6 protein-coding genes are annotated in these 6050 nt (G+C 38.0%); all 6 read right to left on the bottom strand.

Translation table 11 applies throughout. The features are described 5' to 3' along the window. Window positions 1-323 precede the first annotated feature (323 nt). The 6 genes from rbsB to ABE048_RS17945 are packed head-to-tail and all read right to left on the bottom strand — an operon-like array spanning window position 324 to window position 5958. Window positions 324-1247 (bottom strand): ribose ABC transporter substrate-binding protein RbsB, encoded by a 924-nt coding sequence (rbsB, locus tag ABE048_RS17970; RefSeq protein WP_430312638.1) that lies wholly within the window; start codon window positions 1245-1247, stop codon window positions 324-326. 15 nt (window positions 1248-1262) lie between these two features. Beyond that, complete coding sequence (gene rbsC / locus ABE048_RS17965; RefSeq protein ID WP_430312637.1) at window positions 1263-2198, bottom strand: ribose ABC transporter permease; 936 nt, start codon at window positions 2196-2198, stop codon at window positions 1263-1265. Continuing rightward, window positions 2185-3681 (bottom strand): sugar ABC transporter ATP-binding protein, encoded by a 1497-nt coding sequence (locus tag ABE048_RS17960; protein ID WP_430312636.1) that lies wholly within the window; start codon window positions 3679-3681, stop codon window positions 2185-2187. Before ABE048_RS17960 ends, rbsC begins: the two co-directional genes overlap by 14 nt. A gap of 17 nt (window positions 3682-3698) precedes the next feature. Continuing rightward, on the bottom strand, window positions 3699-4091 hold the full coding sequence (gene rbsD / locus ABE048_RS17955) for a D-ribose pyranase (RefSeq protein ID WP_430312635.1): 393 nt from the start codon (window positions 4089-4091) through the stop codon (window positions 3699-3701). A gap of 2 nt (window positions 4092-4093) precedes the next feature. Continuing rightward, window positions 4094-4972: a ribokinase gene (gene rbsK, locus ABE048_RS17950; protein ID WP_430312634.1), complete on the bottom strand. Its 879-nt coding sequence runs from the start codon at window positions 4970-4972 to the stop codon at window positions 4094-4096. 11 nt (window positions 4973-4983) lie between these two features. Then, a complete protein-coding gene (locus ABE048_RS17945) occupies window positions 4984-5958 on the bottom strand; it encodes a LacI family DNA-binding transcriptional regulator (protein WP_430312633.1) in 975 nt (324 codons plus the stop codon). Between the last annotated feature and the right edge of the window lie 92 nt (window positions 5959-6050).

Raw genomic sequence — 6050 nt, 5'->3', positions numbered from 1 at the left:
CCGTTGCCACAGGACGACTAGGCTTCAATCCCCTCGATGAAGGCACTTAAAAAGTAAAAATAGATGAAAGTTTATAATAAAATCTTGAGCTATCATTGTTGATGTGGAATTAGCGAAGACTCCTGCTGGAAAGCGAGACAGGTGAGACCCCGCAGGCAGTTTACTGCCGAGGAGGCTCAACGCTCGCCCCGGAAAGCGAAGCTAATCCCACATCATGCCGAAAACAGATTAATACTATTAATATTTGTATTTCACTTCTTTTTTCCAATCAAAAAAGCCACACTTTTTTCAAAGTGTGACTATCTATTTCAATAGATTAAATTCTATTTTTTAATTAATTCAAGATCAACTGGAATAGATTTTGCTACTTTTTCACCTTTAAGTGATTTTACAGCTGTGTCGATTGCGATTTGTCCGATTTCAGTTGGTTTTTGAGCGATTGTTGCAGACATTTTACCTTGTTTAACAGCTTTTTGAGCATCGTCAGTAGCATCAAAACCTACTACTTTAATGTCTTTGTGAGCAGCTTCAATTGCTTCAAGAGCACCTAGAGCCATTTCGTCATTGTGTGCGAATACACCTTTGATGTCTGGGTTAGATTGAAGAATGTTTTCCATTACTGTTAAACCTTCAGAACGGTTGAAGTTAGCAGTTTGAGATTTTACTACTTTTAAGTCTTTATCAGCAACTTTGTGGAAACCTTCACCGCGGTCACGAGCAGCAGATGAACCAGCTACACCTTCAAGTTCAGCAACTTTTGCACCTTTGCCTACTAATTCTTCTAAGTATTGACCAGCCATTTCGCCACCTTTTACGTTATCTGAAGCGATGTGTGATACAACTTCACCACCATCAGAAGAACGGTCTACAGTGATAACAGGAATATTGGCATCATTAGCAGCTTGTACAGCTGAAGCAACTGCTTCTGAATCTGTCGGGTTAATGATGATTAAGTCTACTTTTTGTTGGATTAAATCTTCTACGTCAGAAGCTTGTTTTGAAGCATTATCTTGTGCATCTACTACTGTAAGATCCACTTTATCTTTTTTGGCTTCTGCTTTTGCACCATCAGATAATGTAACGAAGAATGGGTTATTTAATGTTGAAATTGACATACCAATTTTCATATCATCTGTAGATTTTTTTGCTGCTTTATCAGATGATGAGCTATCACCATTTGGTGACATAGAACATGCGCCTAGTAGTAGTGAAGCTGATAATGCTAAAGTCCAAGATAGTTTTTTCATTGTATTGATTCTCTCCTATGCTGTTTTTTTACGGTCAAGAAGTACCGCGATTAATATTACGACACCCTTCACAACTTGTTGGAAGAATGAAGATACCCCAATTAGATTTAAACCATTGTTTAGTACACCGATGATTAACGCACCTACCAATGTACCGAAAATCCAACCGCGACCACCTGTTAAAGAAGTACCACCAAGTACTACTGCTGCGATCGCATCAAGTTCATATGATTCACCAGCTGTTGGTTGAGCTGAGTTAAGGCGAGAAGTTAAGATTAAAGCGGATAGTGCTGCAAGCATACCTGTTAATGAGTAAACAGCGATTGTAATACGGTCTACATTAATACCTGAAAGGCGAGAAGCTTCTTCGTTACCACCAATTGCATAAACGCGTCGACCAAATGTTGTTTTACGTAAGATAAAGTAAAGAACAAAGAATGCCACGATCATTGTGATGACTGGTACTGGGATTCCTAAAAAGTACCCTTTACCGAACATTTGGAAGACCATTGAATCACCTAGGCCAGATACAGGTTTACCGTCTGTATAAACAAGTGTTATACCACGATAGATTGTCATTGTTGCTAATGTTGCGATGAAAGGAGCAACTTTCCCTTTTGCAATAATGACACCGTTGACTGCACCAAGAACCGCACCTAGTGCTAATCCAATAAGCATTGCTAAAATTGGATCCATACCGCTTGCAAGCATACCTGCACTAATTGCACCGGTTAATGCTAGAGTAGATCCGACTGATAAATCGATACCGCCAGTTAAGATAACAAAAGTCATCCCGAATGCGATTAACGCACTAATTGATACTTGACGAAGTACGTTGAAAATATTTGTAGCTGTTAAAAAGCTAGGGCTCATAATCGAAATAATGATGATGATTAAAAGGAGTCCTAGAAGTGGTCCAAGTTTTTGAATTAACCCTTTAGATTTGGACAACTTTGTCACCTCCAGTAGCGTAATACATAATTTTTTCTTGCGTCATTTCTTCTTTTGTGACTTCTCCAGTGATTTTACCTTCATGCATAACAAGTACTCTGTCTGCCATACCGATAATTTCTGGTAATTCTGATGAAATCATTAAAATGGCAACACCTTGTTCTGCAAGGTTATTAATAATTTGATAGATTTCTTTTTTAGCACCGATATCGACACCGCGAGTTGGTTCATCTAAGATTAAGATTTTAGGTTCATCACCTAACCATTTAGCGATTACAACCTTTTGTTGGTTACCACCACTTAATGATTTGGCAGTTTGCATGGCGCCCGATGTACGAACACCTAATTTTTTGATTAAATTTTCTACAAAACTCGTTTCCTTTTTACGATCGATAATGCCCATTTTTGAAGCTTTATCTAAATTTGTAAGCATAATATTTTCTTTAATCGAAAAATCAACTACTAAACCTTCTGATTTACGGTCTTCTGATACATAGCCAATGCCATGTTTTTTCGCTTGAATTGGATTTGAAATTTTCACCTTTTGACCATCTATGAATATTTCACCTTTATTCATTTTTCGATAGCCAAACAAAGCTTGTACTACTTCTGTACGACCAGCTCCCATTAAGCCAGCAATACCTAGTACTTCACCTTTTCGTAGTTGGAAGTTAATCTCTTCACAATACCCATTTCTTGTAAGCCCTTTCACTTCGAGCTTAACATCCCCGATTTTCGCTTGTCTTTCTGGGAAACGGTCACCCAGTTCACGTCCAACCATCATTTTCACGATTTCATCAAAGTTTGTTTCTTTAATCACTCGAACGCCAACATATTCACCATCTCGCAAAATGGTAATGCGATCACAAATGGCAAAAATCTCTTCCATACGGTGTGAAATATAGACAAAGGAAACACCTTGAGATTGTAGTTTACGAATGGTTTTAAATAATGTTTTGATTTCACGATCTGTAAGGGCAGCTGTCGGTTCATCCATAATGATTACTTTGGCATGCGTTTCAATTGCTTTGGCAATTTCAATAATTTGTTGTTTCCCAACAGATAATTGACCTGCCGGAGTTTTGACATCAACATCAAGACCAAGTTGACTTAGAATTCGACTCGCTTCTTTATTCATTTCTTTTGTCTTTAAGATACCTGACTTGCCAATGGTTCGTTCGTTTCCTAAGAATAGGTTTTCAGCAACTGTTAAGTCAGGTAAAATATTTAGCTCCTGATGGATTACGGCAATCCCCATTGCTTCTGCTTCTTTAGGTGATTTGAAATGAACCTCTTGGCCATCTACTTTAATAACGCCTGCATCTCGTTCGTAAATCCCTGTTAAAATTTTCATAAGCGTTGATTTACCAGCGCCATTTTCACCCATTAGTGCATGGATTTCTCCATCTACTAGCGAAAATTGTACATCCTTCAACACGACATTTCCGCTGAAGGCTTTATCAATGCCTGTCATTTCAATCATGCGATTTCACCACCTCGTTAAAATATAACGCCTGATTGCAAAATGATATTTGCAAACGGTGTTGCTTCACCAGTACGAATAATAACTTTTGCTTTAGATGAAAGTTGCTTTAGTTCCTCATGGCTAACTGTTTCGATTGGAACGTAAAGCACTTGATGCACAAGACTGTGTAGTACCGTATTTTGACTTTCTATTTCTTGAGCAATGACAGCTTTTTCAGCTTTAAAATCATCTAAAACAACTTCTAAAATATCTGCGAAACTTGGTTTTCCTAGCGTATAAGCTAAATCAATACAAGGCACACCATCTGGAATTGGTAAACCACAATCCGCGATTATAATCGTATCTGTATGTCCCATTTTGGCAAAAATTCCAGCTAGTTCGCGATTTAAAATTCCATGCTTTTTCAAAATTATTGTCCTCCCAAGCGACTTTCTACCATTTGAAGTGTAGGCATTCCACCTTGTGCTCCAAATTTTTCGACTGATAATGATGCTGCGATATTTGCAAAACGAACAGCCTCTTTAAGAGATTGACCAGTCGTTAATGCATAAGCTAATGCACCATTGAATGTGTCACCTGCACCAGTCGTATCAACCGCTTGAGTCTTAAATCCTTCTACGAAAATATGCTCTTTCCCATCAAAATAACGAGCACCCTTAGAACCAAGTGTGACGATTACCTTATTTGGATGTTGTTCTAATGTGCTTTCTAAATCACCTGAAAAAATATCTGCACATTCTGTTTCATTTGGTGTGATATAGCTAATTAAATCCATCCAAGATGCGTCAAAGTTTTCTGATGGTGCAGGATTTAGCAATACTGGTACACCAAGTTGCTTACAAAGATTTAATGTATAATGAACCGTGTCTGCTGGTATTTCAAGCTGCATGATCACCATATCACTTTTTCCGATAACCTCTTTAGCACCATCAATTTCTGTTGGTGTTACTAAACCATTTGCACCTGGCACAACAATAATACGATTATCATTTTCATAGAGGAGTATATTGGCAATGCCAGTAGCCGCTTGTGATGTGGTCGATACAAATTGTGTATCAATACCTTCAGCCACTAAATTCTTTGTTAATTCTTGACCAAAGCCATCCTCACCAACAACACCTAACATATGTATATCTCCGCCAAGCCTTGCAGCTGCTACAGCTTGATTTGCCCCTTTACCGCCTGGTACTGTTTCAAAGCGATTACCTAAAACTGTCTCGCCTTGTTTAGGGAAAATTGTTGTATCAATTACTAAATCCATATTGATACTGCCTATTACGGTAATCATGAAATCCCTCCTTACTTTGTAGAACTTCGAACAACTAATGTTGCAGGTAATTCAATTAAATTATTTTCAATTACTTCGTTTTCAATTTTTTTGATAAGCAATTCAGTAGCGACAGTGCCCAATTTATAAATATCTTGTGCGACCGTCGTCAATTCGGGTGTTAACAGTTTTCCAATACTGATTCCGTCAAACCCCACTAATTGAAGATCACCTGGAATTTGTATACCTAGTGAATGAGCTGCTTTCATCGCACCAATCGCAGATGCATCGCTTGCCGCGAATATAGCATCAACTGTTTCGTGTGTTTTGAGAAACTCAAATGCTTTATGCTCTGCTTCATCAAAATCAAATAAACTTGTAATGATATCTGTTTTTATATTTGGATAGTTACTGATTGTTTCCGTAAAGCCTTTCATTCGATCTTCTGCAACATCTAATCCAATTGGTCCTCGCATACAAAGTATGTGCTTAGATCCTCTTCCGATTAAGTATTCCGTTGCGATTTTCGCTCCATCAATATTGTTCGTTGTCACGGTCGGAATGGACGGATCAAGTCGTCTATCGAGCGCAACAATTGGTAATTGAATATTACGATAATAGTCTGCTTCGAGATGATTTGTCGTTACAATAAATCCTGCAGCATAATTTTGCTGAAGTGATTCTATATAATGAATTTCTTTTTCTTTCTGTTCTCCCGAATTACACAGCACAACTGTATAGCCATTTGCAAATGCTGTATCTTCCACAGCTCTAGCTAATTCAGGGAAAAATGGGTTGGTAATGTCTGGTACAAGCAATCCAATAATATTGGTCTTCTTTGTGCTTAATGATCGAGCAAGCTGATTAGGCTTATAATCTAACTCCTCAATAGCCTTCTCTATTACTTGCTTCGCTTCTTCACTAACATAGCCTTTCCCATTCAAATACCTGGAGACAGTAGCAACAGAAACGCCTGCACGTTTTCCTACGTCCTTAATCGTTACCATATTTCCCCTCCTCTGTGGTTGTGTGTAACCGATTACACATGTAACCGATTACACAATAATATACTTAAAATCTTTTAATATGTCAACATAAT

Source organism: Rummeliibacillus pycnus, from assembly GCF_050459865.1.
Classification (GTDB): Bacteria; Bacillota; Bacilli; order Bacillales_A; family Planococcaceae; genus Rummeliibacillus; species Rummeliibacillus pycnus_B.
The sequence above is the reverse complement of the archived record's forward strand: the minus strand, read 5'-3'. Positions and strand labels throughout refer to the sequence as shown.

What these genes read in the sequence shown, in the direction of transcription:
- rbsB (WP_430312638.1), bottom strand. Translation starts at nt 1,247, where the DNA reads ATGAAAAAACTATCTTGGACTTTAGCATTATCAGCTTCACTACTACTA.
- ABE048_RS17960 (WP_430312636.1), bottom strand. Translation starts at nt 3,681, where the DNA reads ATGATTGAAATGACAGGCATTGATAAAGCCTTCAGCGGAAATGTCGTG.
- rbsK (WP_430312634.1), bottom strand. Translation starts at nt 4,972, where the DNA reads ATGATTACCGTAATAGGCAGTATCAATATGGATTTAGTAATTGATACA.
- ABE048_RS17945 (WP_430312633.1), bottom strand. Translation starts at nt 5,958, where the DNA reads ATGGTAACGATTAAGGACGTAGGAAAACGTGCAGGCGTTTCTGTTGCT.